Origin of the sequence: Streptomyces sp. NPDC088725 (genome assembly GCF_044751305.1) — a bacterium.
Lineage (GTDB): Bacteria > Actinomycetota > Actinomycetes > Streptomycetales > Streptomycetaceae > Streptomyces.
Map to the genome: position 1 here is coordinate 546280 of NZ_JBIVLO010000005.1, position 15350 is coordinate 561629.

14 protein-coding genes are annotated in these 15350 nt (G+C 69.2%); 9 read left to right on the top strand and 5 right to left on the bottom strand.

Annotated features, from left to right (window positions below; all coding sequences use genetic code 11):
* Positions 1–6: 6 nt before the first annotated feature.
* Positions 7–654: a TetR/AcrR family transcriptional regulator gene (locus ACIP6N_RS15840; protein WP_401816001.1), complete on the bottom strand. Its 648-nt coding sequence runs from the start codon at positions 652–654 to the stop codon at positions 7–9.
* Between the two features lie 160 nt (positions 655–814).
* On the opposite strand from ACIP6N_RS15840, the gene ACIP6N_RS15845 reads away from it, so the two are divergent.
* Genes ACIP6N_RS15845 through ACIP6N_RS15860 form a run of 4 tightly spaced genes read left to right on the top strand, consistent with a single transcriptional unit; the run spans position 815 to position 3478 of the window.
* Entirely contained in the window at positions 815–1009 is a 195-nt protein-coding gene (locus ACIP6N_RS15845; protein ID WP_401816003.1) for a ferredoxin, read from the top strand.
* A gap of 59 nt (positions 1010–1068) precedes the next feature.
* Positions 1069–2283, top strand: a complete 1215-nt coding sequence (locus ACIP6N_RS15850; protein WP_401816005.1) for a cytochrome P450 — start codon at positions 1069–1071, stop codon at positions 2281–2283.
* Positions 2277–2678: a carboxymuconolactone decarboxylase family protein gene (locus ACIP6N_RS15855; RefSeq protein ID WP_401816007.1), complete on the top strand. Its 402-nt coding sequence runs from the start codon at positions 2277–2279 to the stop codon at positions 2676–2678. The genes ACIP6N_RS15850 and ACIP6N_RS15855 overlap by 7 nt, the downstream gene beginning before the upstream one ends.
* On the top strand, positions 2675–3478 hold the full coding sequence (locus ACIP6N_RS15860) for an SDR family NAD(P)-dependent oxidoreductase (RefSeq protein ID WP_401816009.1): 804 nt from the start codon (positions 2675–2677) through the stop codon (positions 3476–3478). Before ACIP6N_RS15855 ends, ACIP6N_RS15860 begins: the two co-directional genes overlap by 4 nt.
* A 520-nt stretch (positions 3479–3998) precedes the next feature.
* Here the strand turns inward: ACIP6N_RS15860 and ACIP6N_RS15865 are convergent.
* Together ACIP6N_RS15865 and ACIP6N_RS15870 are read right to left on the bottom strand one after the other, a co-directional pair.
* Positions 3999–4685: a DUF6879 family protein gene (locus ACIP6N_RS15865; RefSeq protein ID WP_401816011.1), complete on the bottom strand. Its 687-nt coding sequence runs from the start codon at positions 4683–4685 to the stop codon at positions 3999–4001.
* Positions 4678–4947 (bottom strand): hypothetical protein, encoded by a 270-nt coding sequence (locus ACIP6N_RS15870; protein WP_401816013.1) that lies wholly within the window; start codon positions 4945–4947, stop codon positions 4678–4680. Before ACIP6N_RS15870 ends, ACIP6N_RS15865 begins: the two co-directional genes overlap by 8 nt.
* A gap of 385 nt (positions 4948–5332) precedes the next feature.
* Between ACIP6N_RS15870 and mfd the strand changes: the two genes are divergently transcribed.
* The 3 genes from mfd (at position 5333) to ACIP6N_RS15885 (ending at position 11087) form a co-directional block, all read left to right on the top strand.
* Positions 5333–8884 carry a transcription-repair coupling factor gene (gene mfd, locus ACIP6N_RS15875; protein ID WP_401816015.1) on the top strand — a complete coding sequence of 1184 codons (3552 nt, stop codon included), beginning with the start codon at positions 5333–5335 and terminating at the stop codon, positions 8882–8884.
* A 124-nt stretch (positions 8885–9008) separates the two neighbouring features.
* A complete protein-coding gene (locus ACIP6N_RS15880) occupies positions 9009–10226 on the top strand; it encodes an acyltransferase family protein (RefSeq protein WP_401816017.1) in 1218 nt (405 codons plus the stop codon).
* A gap of 99 nt (positions 10227–10325) precedes the next feature.
* A complete protein-coding gene (locus ACIP6N_RS15885) occupies positions 10326–11087 on the top strand; it encodes an HNH endonuclease family protein (protein ID WP_401816019.1) in 762 nt (253 codons plus the stop codon).
* A 224-nt stretch (positions 11088–11311) separates the two neighbouring features.
* Here ACIP6N_RS15885 and ACIP6N_RS15890 read toward each other — a convergent pair whose 3' ends face one another.
* Positions 11312–12247, bottom strand: coding sequence for a class I SAM-dependent methyltransferase (locus ACIP6N_RS15890; RefSeq protein ID WP_401816020.1), 936 nt, complete (start codon positions 12245–12247; stop codon positions 11312–11314).
* Positions 12248–12658: 411 nt separating this feature from the next.
* Between ACIP6N_RS15890 and ACIP6N_RS15895 the strand changes: the two genes are divergently transcribed.
* Complete coding sequence (locus tag ACIP6N_RS15895) at positions 12659–13120, top strand: GtrA family protein (RefSeq protein ID WP_401816236.1); 462 nt, start codon at positions 12659–12661, stop codon at positions 13118–13120.
* Here ACIP6N_RS15895 and ACIP6N_RS15900 read toward each other — a convergent pair.
* Positions 13117–14271, bottom strand: coding sequence for an acyltransferase family protein (locus ACIP6N_RS15900; protein ID WP_401816022.1), 1155 nt, complete (start codon positions 14269–14271; stop codon positions 13117–13119). The two genes, ACIP6N_RS15895 and ACIP6N_RS15900, sit on opposite strands and share 4 nt — an antisense overlap.
* 386 nt (positions 14272–14657) lie before the next feature.
* Between ACIP6N_RS15900 and ACIP6N_RS15905 the strand changes: the two genes are divergently transcribed.
* Complete coding sequence (locus ACIP6N_RS15905) at positions 14658–15317, top strand: SurA N-terminal domain-containing protein (protein ID WP_401816024.1); 660 nt, start codon at positions 14658–14660, stop codon at positions 15315–15317.
* Positions 15318–15350 lie beyond the last annotated feature (33 nt).

Below are 15350 nucleotides of genomic sequence, written 5' to 3' on the forward strand. Positions count from 1 at the left end.
ACAGTCCTAGCTGACGTCTTTCAGGTCGTGCGTGAGGTCGTCGATGAAGGTGTGCATGTCGCCCAGCGGGCCCAGGGCTCCGGCAGACGACAGGTCCAGCATCAGCCGTCCGTGGACCGCTGACCACACCCATGTTGCCGCCGTTTCCGGGGCTCGTGCCACTCGGGCGTTCGTCTCGGCCAGTCGTGCGATCGAGGTGCGCCAACGCTCCGAGATCCGCGCGGTCCCGTCGCCCGAGAGGTCCGGCGCGGCGTTGAACATGATGCGGAAGCTGGGCGGATTCTCCTGCGCGAAAAGGCAGTAGGCGTGTGCCAGCGCGGCCAGTCGCACGCTCGGTTCCTGTCCGGCGGCTTCGGCGTCGGCGCGGTCCATGGCGGCCAGGAGCTGTTCGAAGAGGATGTCCAGAGCGGCGCGGGTCAGGTCGTCCTTGCCCGCGAAGTGGCGGTAGATGGCCGGTGCGGTGATGCCCGCCTCCCGGGCGACCTCGCGCAGCGACAGCGGTACGGGCCGCATCCGCTCGTCGTCGGCGAGCAGCCTGAGCATCGCCTCCACGATCTCCGTACGGAGCTTGTCCCCCTCTCCGCGCGCGTTGCGCGACCGGGCCGCGGCGGTGGATGTCGCAGTCGTCGCAGCGGGGTTGATGATTCTGGCCATATCCCCAGAATCGCACAGGCGGTCTCCGCGGGTGAGTGGCGCAGGTCACAGAATCGTCGGCCGTGCGCGGTGGAGACTCTAAATAAACGAACGTAAATTAATACTCGATTACTTACTGGGCGTGCATCGCCCGCCCTCCATACGAAAGGACCCCTCCGCCATGCGTATCTCCATCGAGGAAGACAAGTGCTGTGGCGCCGGGCAGTGCGTTCTGGTGGCTCCTGAGGTCTTCGATCAGCGGGACGAGGACGGTGTCGTCGTCCTCCTCGACGCCGAGCCGCCCGCCGGGCAGCACGAGAACGTACGCAACGCCGCGGCCGTCTGCCCCGCCGCCGCCATCGTGCTGGACGCGTGAACCCCACCACGGCATCGCGGTACTCGCCCGACCCGTTGTCCCCTCACAAGGAGCACCCCGTGACCACCCTCACCGAGCACACCGAGGTACCCGACTTCCCGCTCCGGCGCGGCTGCCCGTTCGCCCCGCCCGAGCAGGCCACCGAGTTCCGCGAGGCGGGCGCACCGCGCCGCGTGAAGATCTGGAACGGCAGTACGCCGTGGCTGATCACCCGGCACGAGCACGTGCAGCAAGTACTCAGCGTTCCCGAGCGGTTCGGCGCTGATGTCACCGCGCCGGGCTTCCCGAGCACCAGCGCCGCCCAGCCGCAGGTCGAAGGAGACATCTTCTTCCGCAAGGACGGCCAGGAGCATCTGCCGGTCCGCCGCATCCTCACGCCCGACTTCACCGTGAAGCGTTCAGAGGCGCTGCGCCCGCGCGTCGCCGAGCTCACCGACAAGCTCATCGACGAACTCCTCGCCAAGGGCGGGCCGGTGGACCTGGTGGAGCACTTCGCGCTCGCTCTGCCCACCGTCGTCATCTGCGAGGTGCTGGGGGTTCCGTACGAGGAGAGCCACGTCGTCCACGAGTCCTCGAAGAAGCTCGTGCAGCTGAACCTTCCCGCGGAGGAGAAGCTGGCCGCGATCACCGCGCTTCAGGACAACCTCCGTACGCACATGGAGCGCAAGCGCACCGAGCCCGACAACGGACTGCTGTCCCGGCTGATCAACGTCCATGTGGACGAGAGGTCCGACGTCACCCTGGAGGACGCCGTCCGGCTCGGCACGCTGGTGATCGGCGCGGGCCACGAGACCACCGCCAACATGATCGGGCTGGGCATCCTCGCCCTGATCCGCGAACCGGAGCAGCGCCGCATCCTGCTCTCCGACCCGGCGAAGTACGCGGCCACCTGCACCGAGGAGATGCTGCGCTACTGGAGCATGGTGCAGACGGAGCCGCGTCGCATCGCGCTCCAGGACACCGAGGTCGGCGGCGTCCTCATCAAGGCCGGGGAAGGCATCATCTGCAACCTCCCCGCCGCCAACCGTGATCCCGAAGTCTTCGCCGCGCCGGAGGAGTTGGACATCACGCGCGTGGAGCGCAAGCACATAGCCTTCGGCTTCGGCGTGCACCAGTGCCTGGGACAGAACCTCTCCCGCGTGGAGATGCAAGTGGCCTGGCCCCGGCTGTTCCAGCGCATTCCGGACCTCCGACTGGCCGTCGGGGAGGACGAGTTGCGCTTCCACAACACCGCTCTCACGTACGGGCTCGAAGAACTGCCCGCGACATGGTGAGCGAGGCCGGAGAGGAGCGTACGGACAACTTCCGTCACCTCGAAGAGCTGGGCCGGGCGACCATGGCCGAGGTCATGTGCGTCCCGGAGGACTCCATCCCGGTCGGGACGGGGACGATCGACGACCTCGCGACCAAGGTCGTCTTCGGAGACCTGTGGAACCGGCCGGGGCTGTCCCGCCGTGAACGCCGCATCGTCACCCTCACGGTGCTGACCATGCTCGGCCGCGACCGGATTCACGGGCCCCTGCACGTACAGGCGGCCCTGGACAGCGGAGACCTGACGGCCGGTGAACTGCGGGAAGTGGCAGTGCAGATGGCCTACTACGCGGGCTGGCCGCTGGCGACCTCGCTGTCCTGGCTCGTGGACGAGGCGACGAAAGAGGGCGCCGAATGAGTGGGCGACTGGAAGGAAAGACCGCCGTCGTGGTCGGCGGCGGCCAGACTCCGGGCACGACCACCGGCAACGGCCGCGCCGCCGCGCTGGCGTTCGCCCGTGAAGGTGCCACGGTCCTGGTGGTGGACCGGGACGCACAGTCCGCCGAGGACACCGCCGAACTGGTCAGGAACGAAGGGGGATCCGCGGCCTCCCACCAGGCCGACATCACCGTGGAGAGCGACTGCGCGAGCATCCTCGACGCGGCGCTCGACGCCTGGGGCCGGGTCGACGTCCTGCACAACAATGTCGGCATCGTGCCCGCGGGCCGCACCGAGGACCTGACGGCCGAGGCGTGGCGGCACGGGTTCGAAGTGAACCTGACCGGCATGTGGTTGACGTCCAAGTACGTGCTTCCGCACATGCGGGAGCGCGGCAGCGGCTCGATCGTCAACATCTCGTCCATGGCCGGACTGCTCGCGGGCGGCGACGCCATCGCCTACAGCACCTCCAAGGCGGCGGTGCACTCGATGACCCGCAGCCTCGCGCTGGAGTACGCGCCGCACGGCGTACGCGTCAACTGCGTCGCGCCCGGCATGATGGACACACCGATGGGCGTCGACTCCGTCGCCCGCGCCGGCGGAGTCGACCGTACGGAAGTCGCCGCCCGGCGCGCCGCGATGGTCCCGATGGGCCACCAGGGCACCAGCTGGGACGTCGCCAACGCCGCGCTGTTCCTGGCCTCGGACGACGCGGCGTTCATCACCGGCACGGTTCTCGTGGTCGACGGCGGGTTCACGCTCAGAGCGGGCACGCGGTAGCCCGCCGTACCGGACGACGCACCGGGTGTCCTGAACTTCACGTGGGGCACCCGGAGCCGATCGGGCGCCGCCGGCCGCGAAGACGTGCCGCCTGTCGTGCGATCCCGGCTGCGCGGCCGTGACGTTTACCGGAGGGGCCGCGTTGACCAGGCGCAAACCGCCCCCACGGCTGATGCGCCCAGTGCAGCGCGAGGGAGGTCTTGCCCGCACCCGCCGTGCCTGCGACGACACACACCGAGACGACCAGAGGAGCGCCGTCCGCGCTGGGCAGGACGGCGTTCAGCCGGTCCAGCTCGGCGGCACGGTTGATGAAGCGGCGAACGTCTCCCGGCAACTGCCGTGGCACGGGGCCGTCGCGGCTTTCGTCTCCGTGCCCGTCTCCTCCCGGCATTCTGTGCTGGTGGAAGTGGACGCCACCGCTGATGCTGCCCGCCTGGACGACGTCGTGGGAAGACGTTCCCGACATGCTGTTGTCCGAGCTGCGGGGGGCGTCTGACGCATCGCTGTGTTCGTCGATGGGTTACTCCGGCAAGGAGACGGGCGCGGGCGACAGCGCCGACAGGGGCTCGGGGAGTGGCGCGATCTCGCGGGGGAAGTACGTGGTGATGTCCTCGCCCGCCTCGTAGAGCGACCGGATGTACCGCTCCCAGGCTTCGACCTGCTGCCGGTCGGTGAAGCGGATCGCGCCCGACGGGCGGCCCGTGTCGGTGTACAGGACGTGGTAGAGCGTCCTGCTTCCCAGCACCACGATTTCCGGGAGCGGCTGTGTTCTCTCCGCTCGCGCGACCTCATCCGCGTCCGCCGTCACGATCCGTACGCGGTTGCCGCCCAGTTCGGCCTGCTGGTGCAGTGCGTGCAACTCCCATTGCACGTAGGGGGTGACGGGCTGTTCGACGACGCGTACCCGGTGGAAGACGTATCCCCGGCGTTTGTTCTCCCTGGCCTTGGTGATCAGGGCGTCCCGCTCCTCGTCGAAGACGCGGAGCGCTTCGTGCCAGTCGCCGCGGCTGAGGGCGTCCCGGCTGGCGTCGCCCTGTTCCTCGAAGTGCTGCCGCCGCTCCAGCTTCCACGAGGCGCCGTCGTGGATCGCTGCCTGCCTCTCGCGGAAATCGCGTTTGTAGTCCTTGCTGAGAAGCCGCTCGCCCAGCTCGGGAGTGAGCGCCGGCACATCCGGTTCAGCGACCGTCGGCACATCCGGGTCACGCATCAGGGATGTCCGCTTTCGCCGCGCTCAGCATGTTGCCGGGAATGACAACGAGGCGTTCGTCCGCTGCCAAAGTGACTCCGGCGGGCAGATGCGACGAATAGGCCGCCGTGAGATCGCGGCCGATCACCGCGATGTCACCGTTTTCGAGCTGCCAGATGTCCGGGCAGTCGTCATCGTCCCGCGAGTTTCCCAGCTCTTGGGCCGCCTTGCCGAGGCGGCGCCTGAATAACGCGGTCGGATCTGCTTCCCACAGACGATGCATCCGTCCCCCCGGGTGGCGATGTCGACAGCGGAATGTTGCCCATTGTACGAGGAGTGATTACGCAGAGCAATGTCTCGTGTGGTCCGGTTCGCGCCATCGTCGGCCGAGGTCTGCCCGCGCGCTGGACGGAACCCCGCGCGCCGGACAGACCCACGACGGCGCAGGCTGCCCCCGTTGCGCCCCCGTGGCGTCCCCGTGGTGACGAGGGCCGAGGCGCAGGCGCTCCGCCCGCCGTCGATCGGCCCGGCCCCCCGTGCCGCCGCCCCGCCGCCGGGTGTCGTATGGGCGTCGTACTCTGGGAGACCCCGGCCCGTGAGACGTGTCGGGCCCTCGCGTTGTCCCTCGCTTTTCGCGACTTTTCGGACCCGGACGGAAGCCACCCTTCATGAGCCTGCACGGTCTGCTCGACGCCGTCACCAAGGACCCGGCACTCGCCGAAGCGGTGAAGGCCGCCGCCGACGGTCACCGCACGCACGTCGACCTCGTCGGGCCGCCCGCCGCGCGGCCCTTCGCGGTGGCCGCGCTCGCCCGGGAGGCCGGGCGGCCCGTGCTGGCCGTGACCGCGACCGGGCGGGAGGCGGAGGATCTGGCGGCGGCGCTGCGCACGCTGCTGGATCCGGACACCGTCGTGGAGTACCCGTCCTGGGAGACGCTGCCGCACGAACGGCTCTCGCCGCGCTCCGACACCGTCGGCCGCAGGATCGCCGTGCTGCGCCGGCTGGCGCACCCGTCGAAGGACGATCCGACCGCCGGGCCCGTCAGCGTCGTCGTCTCGCCCATCAGGTCCGTACTGCAACCGCAGGTCAAGGGCCTCGGCGACCTGGAGCCCGTGTCGCTGAGGAACGGGCAGACCGCCGATCTGAACGAGGTCACGGAAGCACTCGCCGCCGCCGCGTACGCGCGTGTGGAGCTGGTCGAGAAGCGCGGCGAGTTCGCCGTGCGCGGCGGAATCCTGGACGTCTTCCCGCCCACCGAGGAGCACCCCCTGCGGGTGGAGTTCTGGGGCGACGACGTCGAGGAGATCCGTTACTTCAAGATCGCCGACCAGCGTTCCCTGGAGGTCGCCGAGCACGGTCTGTGGGCGCCGCCCTGCCGGGAGCTGCTGCTCACGCCGGAGGTACGGGAGCGGGCCGCCGCGCTCGCCGAGCTGCATCCGGAGCTGGGTGAGCTGCTGGGCAAGATCGCGGAGGGCATCGCCGTCGAGGGCATGGAGTCCCTCGCCCCGGTCCTCGTGGACGACATGGAGCTGCTGCTCGACGTGCTGCCGAAGGGCTCGATGGCCCTCGTCTGCGAGCCCGAGCGGGTACGGACCAGGGCGGCGGACCTCGTGGCGACGAGCCAGGAGTTCCTGCAGGCGTCCTGGGCGGCGGCCTCGGACGGCGGCCGGGCCCCGATCGACGTGGGCGCGGCCTCGCTGTGGGGCATCGCGGACGTCCGGGACCGGGCGCGCGAGCTGGGCATGATGTGGTGGTCGGTCTCGCCGTTCGCGGTCGACGAGGAGATCTCGCCCGAGACGATCACACTCGGCATGCGCGCCCCGGAGGCGTACCGCGGCGACACCGCACGCGCGCTCGCCGACACCAAGGGCTGGCTGGCGGACGGCTGGCGCACGGTGTTCGTCACGGAGGGCCAGGGCACCGCCGCCCGCACCGTCGAGGTGCTGAGCGGCGAGGGCATCCCGGCCCGCCTCGACACCCCGGAGGCACAGGACGGCCGGGGCCTCACCGAGATCACGCCGGCCCTCGTGCATGTGGCGCGCGGCTCGATCGACTACGGCTTCGTGGACCCGGCGCTGAAGCTCGCCGTGCTGACCGAGACGGATCTGTCCGGGCAGAAGGCGGCGGGCAAGGACGGCGTACGGATGCCGACCAAGCGCCGCAAGACGATCGACCCGCTCACGCTGGAGGCGGGCGACTACATCGTCCACGAACAGCACGGCGTCGGCCGGTACGTCGAGATGGTGCAGCGTACGGTGCAGGGCGCGACCCGCGAGTACCTGCTCGTGGAGTACGCCCCCGCCAAGCGCGGCCAGCCCGGCGACCGGCTGTACATCCCCACCGACCAGCTGGAACAGGTCACCAAGTACGTCGGCGGCGAGGCTCCCACGATGCACCGCCTCGGCGGCGCCGACTGGACGAAGACCAAGCAGCGCGCCAAGAAGGCCGTCAAGGAGATCGCCGCCGACCTGATCAAGCTGTACTCGGCGCGGATGGCGGCCCCCGGCCACGCCTTCGGCCCGGACACGCCGTGGCAGCGTGAGCTGGAGGACGCGTTCCCGTACGTGGAGACGCCCGACCAGCTCTCCACCATCGCCGAGGTCAAGGAAGACATGGAGAAGACGGTCCCGATGGACCGCCTGATCTGCGGTGACGTCGGTTACGGCAAGACCGAGATCGCTGTGCGCGCGGCGTTCAAGGCGGTGCAGGACGGCAAGCAGGTCGCGGTCCTCGTGCCGACGACACTGCTGGTGCAGCAGCACTTCGGCACGTTCTCCGAGCGGTACGCGCAGTTCCCCGTCGTCGTGAAGTCGCTGTCGCGCTTCCAGTCGGAGTCGGAGGCGAAGGCGACGCTCCAGGGGCTGCGCGAGGGCTCGGTCGACCTGGTGATCGGTACGCACCGGCTGTTCTCGTCCGAGACCAAGTTCAAGGACCTCGGCCTGGTCATCGTGGACGAGGAACAGCGCTTCGGTGTGGAGCACAAGGAACAGCTGAAGAAGCTCCGCGCCAACGTCGACGTGCTCACGATGTCCGCGACGCCCATCCCCCGTACGCTCGAAATGGCCGTCACCGGCATCCGTGAGATGTCGACCATCACCACCCCGCCGGAGGAGCGCCATCCGGTGCTGACCTTCGTGGGGCCGTACGAGCAGAAGCAGATCGGCGCGGCCGTACGCCGTGAGCTGCTGCGCGAGGGACAGGTCTTCTACATCCACAACCGCGTCGAGTCGATCGACCGGGCCGCGGCGCGGCTGCGCGAGATCGTGCCGGAGGCGCGGATCGCCACCGCGCACGGGCAGATGGGCGAAAGCGCCCTGGAACAGGTCGTGGTGGACTTCTGGGAGAAGAAGTTCGACGTGCTGGTATCCACGACGATCGTCGAGTCCGGCATCGACATCTCCAACGCCAACACCCTCATCGTGGAACGCGGCGACAACTTCGGCCTCTCCCAACTGCACCAGCTGCGCGGCCGGGTGGGCCGTGGCCGGGACCGCGGTTACGCGTACTTCCTCTACCCGCCGGAGAAGCCGCTCACCGAGACCGCCCACGAACGCCTCGCGACGATCGCGCAGCACACCGAGATGGGCGCGGGCATGTACGTCGCGATGAAGGACCTGGAGATCCGCGGCGCGGGCAACCTCCTCGGCGGCGAGCAGTCCGGGCACATCGCGGGCGTCGGATTCGACCTGTACGTACGGATGGTGGGCGAGGCGGTCGCCGATTACCGCGCCGCTGTCGACGGAGGTGCGGAGGAGGCGCCGGCGCTGGAGGTCAAGATCGAGCTGCCGGTCGACGCGCACGTCCCGCACGAGTACGCGCCCGGCGAGCGGCTGCGCCTCCAGGCGTACCGCGCGATCGCCTCCGCCAGTACGGAGGACGACATCAAGGCGGTCCGTGAGGAACTGACCGACCGCTACGGCAAGTTGCCGGAGCCGGTGGAGAACCTGCTGCTGGTGGCGGGGCTGCGGATGCTGGCGCGCGCCTGCGGGGTCGGCGAGATCGTGCTCCAGGGATCCAACATCCGCTTCGCGCCGGTGGAGTTGCGCGAATCGCAGGAGCTGCGGCTGAAGCGGCTGCATCCCCGTACGGTCATCAAGGCCGGCGCCCACCAGATCCTGGTGCCCAGGCCGACGGCGGGCAAGATCGGCGGAAAGCCCGTGGTGGGGCGTGAACTACTCGCGTGGACGGGTGAATTCCTGACGACGATTCTGGGGTCGTAGAGTTCAACTCGCCTTCATTTTGCGGCTGCCCGGGGCGGGGCAGCCGCAAAATCGCGCGGGTTCGTACGCCCGTGCTGACGAGACGTCCCGGTGGACGTGATCCGAAGGCGGAACGAAATGACATATGCAGCAGGTTGAACAACGTGCCGGCGGGGATCGGGCGCCCCAGCCGGCCGGGGCCGAGACCAGTGATTCCCCAGGCGCCAACACCGCCGCCACCGCCAACACCAACACCGCCACCGCTGACAGCGAGGCGGCGCGGCGGCCGGCCGAGCGGCGCAGACCCCGGCTCTATGTGATCGACGGGCTGCGCCTGGTGGCGGCGCTGATGGTGGCGGTTCACCACTACATCGGCACGGCGCGCGCCGAGGAGTCGGGCAATCCCATCTGGGGCCGTCCGGTCTCGGAGATCTTCCCGAATCTCTCGCCGGTCGCCGAATACGGCTGGCTCGGGGTCGAATTCTTCTTCGTGATCAGCGGTTTCGTCATCTGCATGTCCTCGTGGGGAAAGCGGCCGAGGGACTTCTTCGTCTCGCGGGTGATCCGTCTCTACCCGGCCTACTGGATCGCGGTGTTGTTCACCACCGTGGTTCTGACGCTCTTCCCGGTGGTCTTCCAGCCGCTGGAACCCACGCAGTGGATCCTGAATCTCTCCATGCTCCAGGAGGGCGCGGGGATGCCGCACGTGGACGGGGTGTACTGGACGCTCTGGTCCGAACTGCGCTTCTACCTCGTCTTCCTGCTGGTCATGGCGACCGGCCTGACCTACCGCAAAGTGGTCGTCTTCTGCTGCGGCTGGGGCGCGGTCGCGGCGGTCGCGGCGAAGTCCGGGATACCGCTCCTGGTCACGTTCGCCAACCCCGAATCCGCGTGGTTCTTCATCGCCGGCCTCGCGCTGTACCTCATGTACCGCTTCGGTCAGGACCTGCTGCTGTGGTGCATCCTCGGCCTGTCCTGGGTGATGGCACAGAAGGAGATCATGGGGCGGGTCCAGTTCGAGAGCGTCTCGACCTGGGGCGTCTCGCTGGTCCTCTACACGGTCTTTCTGCTGCTCATGGCGGCCATCGCGCTGGGATTCGCCGACCGGATCCGCTGGAAGTGGCTGGCCACGGCGGGCTCGCTGACGTATCCGTTCTACCTGGTGCACTACTCGGCGGGCGCCACGGCGATCCACTACCTGCACGACAAGGTGGACGCGCGACTCCTGGTCGCCGGGCTGATCGCGGCGGCTCTCGTGCTGAGCTGGCTCATCCACCGCTTTGTCGAACGGCCGCTGTCGGGTTTCCTCAAGAAGGGCCTGACCGGAGTGTTTTCACGGTTGGGCACCCCCGCCGAACGCTGAACGGCCTCATCACTGGGCATACGTCTTCTGTCCGGCTCCGCAGGCCATCCACGTAAGGTGCGGGAAGTGCGCATACCTGGAGATCGACTTACGCGAACGATGTTCTGTGGAGGGGCCGTTGTCCTCTCCCTGGCCGTGCTGCAGGGGTGCAGGGTGGAGGCCGGTGACCTCTCCTCCGCCTCGTCGGCCCCGGCCGCCGGGACCGACGCGACAGGTTCCGGCGGCAGTTACGGAGCCAGCCCGCTGGACAACCCGGACGGGACGAAGCGGGGCCTCGCGCCGCTCACGTCGGACGCGGACAAGAAGGCCGCGCGGAAGATCATCGACAAGGTCGCCACCAAGGGCCGGGGTCCCAAGACCGGTTACGCCCGGGACAAGTTCGGCTATGCCTGGAAGGACACCGTCCAAGGGGTCGCACTGGCAAGGAACGGCTGCGACACGAGGAACGACGTCCTGAAGAGGGACGGGCAGGACGTCACGTACCGCGCGGGGTCCGACTGCGTACTGGCCTCGATGACGCTGCACGATCCGTACACGGGCAAGACGATCGAGTGGCGCAAGCAGAAGGCGACGGCGATCCAGATAGACCATGTGATGCCGCTGTCGTACGACTGGCAGATGGGTGCGGCGCACTGGGACACGTCCAAGCGCGAGCAGATCGCCAACGACCCGCTGAACCTGATCCCGGTCGACGGCCCGCAGAACGGCTCCAAGGGCGATTCGGGCCCCGCGTCCTGGCTGCCGCCCAGCAAGCAGATCCGCTGCTCCTACGCGGTGCGGTTCGCACAGGTGTCGCTCAAGTACGAGCTTCCGGTGACGACGGACGACAAGCGGACGATGCTGGCGCAGTGCGGCGGGTAGCACGGCGGGCGGGGCGGGGCGGGGCGGGCGGCGTGGTGACCTCCGCGCGTGCGTGGTGACCTCCGCGCGTCCGGCGCTCTCGAAGTACCGCGCGGTGCCGCCGTACCGCGAGAGCGGCGTGAGGCCGGGAGGCGCCCCGACCGCGCCTTCGGCATCCGCACGGCGTCGGTGTGGCTTCTGCTCGCGGTGGGCGACCGCGCGGCGGAGCGAGGGACGGCCGCGCGTCAGGAAGCGCGCAGGAAAGCCGAGGTGGCGACCGTGCCGAGCAGGGTGAAGCGGGAGGAGCCGCTCGCCAGGTGCTTGTCGGCCGCGTCCTTGACGCCGGGCCAGTGGCCGTCGCCGTAGTCGTCCAGGACCACGATCCCGCCCGGCGCGGCGATCTCCTCGGCCCATGCCAGGTCGGCGAGTACACCGTCGGCCGAGTGGTCACCGTCCACGATGATCACGCCGTACCGCCGGTCGGAGACCGCGGCCCGTACGGCGGGGTCGCCGGAGAGGCCCTGCTCGATGCGTGCCTCGGACCCGGCGCGGCCGCCGAGCGCGAGGTTGGCCCGTACGACGTCCATCCGTACCGGTGTGCCGGTCGGGTCCGAACCCTGCTTCGTGCCCGGCTGGAGCTGGCTGCCGGCCAGCGGGTCGACGATCGTCAGCCGGGGCTCCACGCCCGCGCGGTGCAGCATGCGCATCAGCGTGGCGGAGAACAGTCCGTACAGCGTGCCGATTTCGAGGACGTCCTCGTTCGCCGGGGCGAGCAGCGGCACCGTCGCGAGCTTGCCGCACACGTTGGACGTGGACCCCGCGAGACGGCCGACGGCGAGCGCCTCGAAGGCGATCACATTGCGGAAGGCGACGGTGAGATTGCGGCGGGCCACCTTGGCATCGAGGCCGGTCACCCCCTTCATCTCCGCCACCACCCTGTCGAACTGAGCCGGAGTGGGCAGCCGGGGGCCGCTGCGGGCCGTCCCGTCGAAGAGCAGCCCGAAGGCGTACTGCTGACCGGGTGCTTCGGACTGCCGGGCGCGCAGCTCTGTCACTTCGCTCCGCAGCGCGGCAACGTCCTCGCGCAGTGCGGAGGTTGACCACCTGATGCGCTTGTCCACCAGGGCGGCGGCCGGGCGCAGGATCCGCTTCGCCAGCCGGTTGCTCAGAAGAGATGACATGCGGGGAACCTATGCGGCCTTTTCCGGCATGGGCACTATCTGCGCATGCTGAGTGGATGAAGACTTGGTGAGCCACGGGTGGCCTTCTGGTGGACGCGTGACGGGGGAAGGCGGGGGCGTACGGATGCGGCTGTGTCAGACTCCTGCCGCGGGACGGCCGTGACACGAGAGGCCGGAAGCGCCAAGGGGAGCAAGGGGGCCGGTACGCGTATGGCGGTCGGAGGGCGGACGGTCGGAGGCGACTGGGTAACCGGCGGGGATCCGTGCGGGGATCCGGCGGCAGGTGGCCGGGCGGATGGTCTTCGCGCGGCCAGCGGGCGCGCGGTCGGCAGGAGTGCGATCAGCGGGCGCGCGATCAACAGGCGTGTGATCAGCGGGCGCGCGATCAACAGGCGTGTGATCAGCGGCCAGATGGTGAGGTTCGCGCTCGTCGGGCTGGTCAACACCGTCACGTACTACGTCTGTTACCTGCTCCTGCTGCCCTGGCTGCCGTACGTCGTGGCGCATGTCGTCGCCTTCCTGCTCGCGATGACCGGCTCGTTCTTCCTGCACAGCCGCTTCACCTACCGGACCCGGCCCACCCTGCGGAAGTTCCTGCTCTTCCCGCTCAGCAACGCGGCGAACTTCCTCATCACCACCTGCGGTGTCTACCTGCTGGTGGACGTGGCGCACCTCAGCAGCCGCTACGCCCCGCTGATCGCGGCGGTCCTCGCCATCCCGGTCACGTTCCTGGTGTCCCGGGCGATCATGCTGCGCCCGGACGGCGGGCTCGGGCACGCGAAAGGCGCCGGCCACGAGAGTTCCGTGTCCGGCGCCGAAAGCAGGGGGGGAACGGGACAAGGCTCCCGGGCCACCGTTCGGGGCGGCCCTTAAGCCGCCTTCAGCCGGTCCGCCTGCACCTTCATCGCCCGCTTGAAGCGCGGCCCGAACGGCTTCTCCACCAGCCGGTGTATCAGCCAGGCGAGCACGAGCATCGAGAGGACCGTGACGATCAGGGTCAGCCTCGGCTCCAGACCGAACTTCCGGTGGTAGATGGTGATCGCGAACCAGCCGATGTGCTCGTGGACCAGGTAGAAGGGGTACGTGAGGGCTCCGGCGAACGTGAGCCAGCTCCAGTTCGCCCAGCGCAGCCACCCCAGGGCCACGGCCGCCACCGACGCGAAAGCGAAGGTCACGACCAGCAGGATCACGTACGGCGAACGCTGGTAGAAGACGTCGCCCGCGTTCGGGCTCCACAGCGCGACCGTCGAGTAGTGCTGGCCGAGCAGCCAGCTGGTGGCGACGATGCCCCACAGCAGCAGGTCGCTGCCGTAACGGTGGATCAGGTAGAGGGCGAGGCCGCCGATGAAGAACGGCGCGCTCTCCTGCATCACGATCTGGGTGACGAGGTCGTTGTCGGCGACCTGCGCGAGGGCGGTGGCCACGGTCCACAGGCAGCAGAAGATGACCACACGGCGGTAGTTGACGCCCTTCCACACGACGAAGAGCGCGAAGAGAAGGTAGAAACGCGCCTCGACCCACAGCGTCCAGCAGACGCCGAGCACCCGGTTCACGCCCGTCGGCTGCTGGAGCATCGTGAAGTTCACCAGCACCTCGTGCAGGCGCAGCGGCTCACTGACCGAGGGCAGGATGAAGCACGCCGCGGTGACCAGGACGATGGCGGCCCAGTAGGCCGGGTAGAGCCGGGAGACGCGGGAGCGGAAGAAGTCGCCGAGCGTGCGTCCCCAACTGCTCATGCAGATGACGAAGCCGCTGATGACGAAGAAGACCTGCACGCCCATCGAGCCGTAGGCGGCGAACGCCGACAGGTCGGGGAACAGGTGCCTCGGGGACTGGCCCCAGGCGTCAGCGACCTGGCCGCCTCGCCCCGCGTAGTGGTAGAGGCAGACCATCAGCGCCGCGAGCAGGCGCAGCCCGTCGAGGGAGCGGAGCCTGTTGTGCTTCGGTGCGGGCGCGGGTGGCGTGAGAGGTGCCTCAGGCTCGGGAAGAGGCTCTGGTGTCCGAGCCAGGGTCGCTTGAGTCATCCCGACAGTAAAAGGACACGAGAAAGCGGGAATCGAACGCTTAAACATCCGGAAGATGAACAGGTGTTCGTTGTGAGTGGCCCGAAAGTGAACTGACGGTGTGTTCAGGGCGGTGGCGGCGCTCGAGCGAGGCGGTGAGCGTACGGGTGTGCCCCGTACGCGCCCGTACGCACGCGCCGGCACGCCTCGTCGCGCACTCGGGTCACGCTCCGGTCATGCTCCGGGGCGGCCTCCGCTCACGCCTCCGGACGATCATGGAGCGCGCCCGAGACCTCAACTGCCTCCGAATCGTTGGTCGAATCAGTGGCCCAGACCACGCCGACTGCCTAACATCGATCACTGCAAGGTCTTGTGCATCGCCGCACAATCACGCCGGGAGGCCCCCTTTGCACCGCCGCCGTCGCACCGCGCTCTCCGTCTCCGTCGCGCTCCTCGCCGGGGCTCCCCTTCTCACCGCGTGCGGCAGTGACGCCCACCCCGGAGCCGCCGCGGTCGTCGGCGGGCAGCGGATCGAGGTGTCCGCGCTCCAGGCCGAGGTGCGGGACGCCCGCACCGCGCAGGAGCGCTCGCCGGAGGCCGCGCAGCTGATCAAGAACACCGGCCAGCTCAGCCAGGAGAAGCTGAACGGCCTGATCTTCGACCGGGTCCTGCAGAAGGCCGCGGACGACAACGGCGTGAAGGTCAGCCCCCGGGAGATCCAGACCGCCAGGAAGCAGGCGGCCGCGCAGTCCGGTGGCGAGAAGCAGTTCGCCGCGCTGCTGCTCCAGCAGCGCGCGCTCACGCCGGACCAGATCGACGATGCGATCCGCCGGGACGTCCTGCTGGCCAAGGTCGCCACCGCGGTCGGCGGCAACACATCGACGCCGGACGGTCTCCAGAAGCTCGTCGCCGCCCTGGGCAAGACGTCGAAGGCGCTGCACGTCGACGTGAACCCGCGCTACGGCGAGTGGAACGACAAGCAGGTCACCCTCGGCGAGACCAAGACCCCGTGGCTGAAGCAGGTCACGCAGGACGTCCCGCCGCAGCAGCAGCCCGCGGGACTCTGACCGGCCGCGACACCGGCAGCCCGCCCTGCTCCG

What these genes read in the sequence shown, in the direction of transcription:
- ACIP6N_RS15840 (WP_401816001.1), bottom strand. Translation starts at nt 654, where the DNA reads ATGGCCAGAATCATCAACCCCGCTGCGACGACTGCGACATCCACCGCC.
- ACIP6N_RS15845 (WP_401816003.1), top strand. Translation starts at nt 815, where the DNA reads ATGCGTATCTCCATCGAGGAAGACAAGTGCTGTGGCGCCGGGCAGTGC.
- ACIP6N_RS15855 (WP_401816007.1), top strand. Translation starts at nt 2,277, where the DNA reads ATGGTGAGCGAGGCCGGAGAGGAGCGTACGGACAACTTCCGTCACCTC.
- ACIP6N_RS15860 (WP_401816009.1), top strand. Translation starts at nt 2,675, where the DNA reads ATGAGTGGGCGACTGGAAGGAAAGACCGCCGTCGTGGTCGGCGGCGGC.
- ACIP6N_RS15865 (WP_401816011.1), bottom strand. Translation starts at nt 4,685, where the DNA reads ATGCGTGACCCGGATGTGCCGACGGTCGCTGAACCGGATGTGCCGGCG.
- ACIP6N_RS15870 (WP_401816013.1), bottom strand. Translation starts at nt 4,947, where the DNA reads ATGCATCGTCTGTGGGAAGCAGATCCGACCGCGTTATTCAGGCGCCGC.
- mfd (WP_401816015.1), top strand. Translation starts at nt 5,333, where the DNA reads ATGAGCCTGCACGGTCTGCTCGACGCCGTCACCAAGGACCCGGCACTC.
- ACIP6N_RS15880 (WP_401816017.1), top strand. Translation starts at nt 9,009, where the DNA reads ATGCAGCAGGTTGAACAACGTGCCGGCGGGGATCGGGCGCCCCAGCCG.
- ACIP6N_RS15885 (WP_401816019.1), top strand. Translation starts at nt 10,326, where the DNA reads ATGTTCTGTGGAGGGGCCGTTGTCCTCTCCCTGGCCGTGCTGCAGGGG.
- ACIP6N_RS15890 (WP_401816020.1), bottom strand. Translation starts at nt 12,247, where the DNA reads ATGTCATCTCTTCTGAGCAACCGGCTGGCGAAGCGGATCCTGCGCCCG.
- ACIP6N_RS15895 (WP_401816236.1), top strand. Translation starts at nt 12,659, where the DNA reads ATGGTGAGGTTCGCGCTCGTCGGGCTGGTCAACACCGTCACGTACTAC.
- ACIP6N_RS15900 (WP_401816022.1), bottom strand. Translation starts at nt 14,271, where the DNA reads ATGACTCAAGCGACCCTGGCTCGGACACCAGAGCCTCTTCCCGAGCCT.